Below are 3180 nucleotides of genomic sequence, written 5' to 3'. Positions count from 1 at the left end.
GAGACAGACTCGTTATAGGGTCAAGCGAACAAGTGCATGTGGTGGATGCCTTGGCGATCACAGGCGATGAAGGACGCGGTAGCCTGCGAAAAGCTACGGGGAGCTGGCAAACAAGCTTTGATCCGTAGATGTCCGAATGGGGAAACCCACTCCTTTTGGAGTATCCATGGCTGAATACATAGGCCATGCGAAGCGAACGCGGTGAACTGAAACATCTAAGTAACCGCAGGAAAAGAAATCAACCGAGATTCCCAAAGTAGTGGCGAGCGAAATGGGATGAGCCTTGCACTCTTTATTTGTATTGTTAGCCGAACGCTCTGGAAAGTGCGGCCATAGCAGGTGATAGCCCTGTAGGCGAAAACAGTATGAAAGAACTAGGTGTGCGACAAGTAGGGCGGGACACGTGAAATCCTGTCTGAAGATGGGGGGACCATCCTCCAAGGCTAAATACTCGTGATCGACCGATAGTGAACCAGTACCGTGAGGGAAAGGCGAAAAGAACCCCGGGAGGGGAGTGAAATAGATCCTGAAACCGCATGCATACAAACAGTCGGAGCCTCGTAAGGGGTGACGGCGTACCTTTTGTATAATGGGTCAGCGACTTACGTTCAGTAGCAAGCTTAACCGTATAGGGCAGGCGTAGCGAAAGCGAGTCCGAATAGGGCGTTCAGTTGCTGGGCGTAGACCCGAAACCAAGTGATCTATCCATGGCCAGGATGAAGGTGCGGTAACACGTACTGGAGGTCCGAACCCACTAACGTTGAAAAGTTAGGGGATGAGCTGTGGATAGGGGTGAAAGGCTAAACAAACTTGGAAATAGCTGGTTCTCTCCGAAAACTATTTAGGTAGTGCCTCGTGTCTCACCTTCGGGGGTAGAGCACTGTCATGGTTGGGGGGTCTATTGCAGATTACCCCGCCATAGCAAACTCCGAATACCGAAGAGTGCAATCACGGGAGACAGACATCGGGTGCTAACGTCCGGTGTCAAGAGGGAAACAACCCAGACCGCCAGCTAAGGTCCCCAAATATAGCTAAGTGGGAAACGAAGTGGGAAGGCTAAAACAGTCAGGAGGTTGGCTTAGAAGCAGCCACCCTTTAAAGAAAGCGTAATAGCTCACTGATCGAGTCGTCCTGCGCGGAAGATGTAACGGGGCTAAGCTATATACCGAAGCTGCGGATGCGTGCTTTGCACGCATGGTAGGAGAGCGTTCCGTAAGCCTGCGAAGGTGCGTTGAAAAGCGTGCTGGAGGTATCGGAAGTGCGAATGCTGACATGAGTAGCGATAAAGGGGGTGAAAGGCCCCCTCGCCGTAAGCCCAAGGTTTCCTACGCAACGTTCATCGGCGTAGGGTGAGTCGGCCCCTAAGGCGAGGCAGAAATGCGTAGCTGATGGGAAGCAGGTCAATATTCCTGCACCATTGTTAGATGCGATGGGGGGACGGATCGCGGAAGGTTGTCCGGGTGTTGGAAGTCCCGGTCGCTGCATTGGAGAAGGCGCTTAGGCAAATCCGGGCGCAGGATTCAAGGGTGTGGCGCGAGCTCCCTAGGGAGCGAAGCAATTGGAAGTGGTTCCAAGAAAAGCCTCTAAGCTTCAGTCTAACGATGACCGTACCGCAAACCGACACAGGTGGGCGAGATGAGTATTCTAAGGCGCTTGAGAGAACTCGGGAGAAGGAACTCGGCAAATTGGTACCGTAACTTCGGGATAAGGTACGCCCTTGTAGCTTGATGCGCCTGCGCGCAGAGGGTGAAGGGGTTGCAATAAACTGGTGGCTGCGACTGTTTAATAAAAACACAGCACTCTGCAAACACGAAAGTGGACGTATAGGGTGTGACGCCTGCCCGGTGCCGGAAGATTAAATGATGGGGTGCAAGCTCTTGATTGAAGTCCCGGTAAACGGCGGCCGTAACTATAACGGTCCTAAGGTAGCGAAATTCCTTGTCGGGTAAGTTCCGACCTGCACGAATGGCGTAACGATGGCCACACTGTCTCCTCCCGAGACTCAGCGAAGTTGAAGTGTTTGTGATGATGCAATCTACCCGCGGCTAGACGGAAAGACCCCATGAACCTTTACTGTAGCTTTGCATTGGACTTTGAACCGATCTGTGTAGGATAGGTGGGAGGCTATGAAACCGGAACGCTAGTTTCGGTGGAGCCGTCCTTGAAATACCACCCTGGTTTGTTTGAGGTTCTAACCTTGGCCCGTGATCCGGGTCGGGGACAGTGCATGGTAGGCAGTTTGACTGGGGCGGTCTCCTCCCAAAGCGTAACGGAGGAGTACGAAGGTACGCTAGGTACGGTCGGAAATCGTGCTGATAGTGCAATGGCATAAGCGTGCTTAACTGCGAGACCGACAAGTCGAGCAGGTGCGAAAGCAGGTCATAGTGATCCGGTGGTTCTGTATGGAAGGGCCATCGCTCAACGGATAAAAGGTACTCTGGGGATAACAGGCTGATACCGCCCAAGAGTTCATATCGACGGCGGTGTTTGGCACCTCGATGTCGGCTCATCTCATCCTGGGGCTGTAGCCGGTCCCAAGGGTATGGCTGTTCGCCATTTAAAGAGGTACGTGAGCTGGGTTTAAAACGTCGTGAGACAGTTTGGTCCCTATCTGCCGTGGGCGTTGGATATTTGAAGGGGGCTGCTCCTAGTACGAGAGGACCGGAGTGGACGAACCTCTGGTGTACCGGTTGTCACGCCAGTGGCATCGCCGGGTAGCTATGTTCGGAAGAGATAACCGCTGAAAGCATCTAAGCGGGAAACTCGCCTTAAGATGAGATATCCCTGGGGACTAGATCCCCTTGAAGGGTCGTTCGAGACCAGGACGTTGATAGGTCAGGTGTGTAAGCGCAGTAATGCGTTCAGCTAACTGATACTAATTGCCCGTAAGGCTTGATCCTATAACAAGTCTGCCTTGTAGATCGGCGCCGTGCGCAAGCACTGGCTGCAGGATCCGAAGCGACAAGTTGGATTCTCGTGTGTGATACACACAACTCAAAAATTACTGCTTCTTCCAAGATTGGTCGCGTTGCGAAGCAACGTGACAACCCTCTTTGCCTGATGACCATAGCGAGTCGGTCCCACCCCTTCCCATCCCGAACAGGACCGTGAAACGACTCTACGCCGATGATAGTGCGGATTCCCGTGTGAAAGTAGGTAATCGTCAGGCTCCCTAAGCCA

Annotated in this window: 2 rRNA genes; both read left to right on the top strand. The window is 52.9% G+C overall.

The annotated features are described in order from the left end of the window. Positions 1-18: 18 nt before the first annotated feature. Positions 19-2900, top strand: a 23S ribosomal RNA gene (locus U4Z31_RS36720). A gap of 156 nt (positions 2901-3056) precedes the next feature. Next, positions 3057-3169, top strand: a 5S ribosomal RNA gene (rrf, locus tag U4Z31_RS36715). The last annotated feature ends 11 nt before the right edge of the window (positions 3170-3180 follow it).

Source organism: Burkholderia sp. BCC1985, from assembly GCF_905339915.1.
In the GTDB taxonomy this organism is placed as follows: Bacteria; Pseudomonadota; Gammaproteobacteria; order Burkholderiales; family Burkholderiaceae; genus Burkholderia.
Note: the sequence above shows the minus strand (reverse complement) of the source record. Positions and strands in the feature narration are given on the sequence as shown.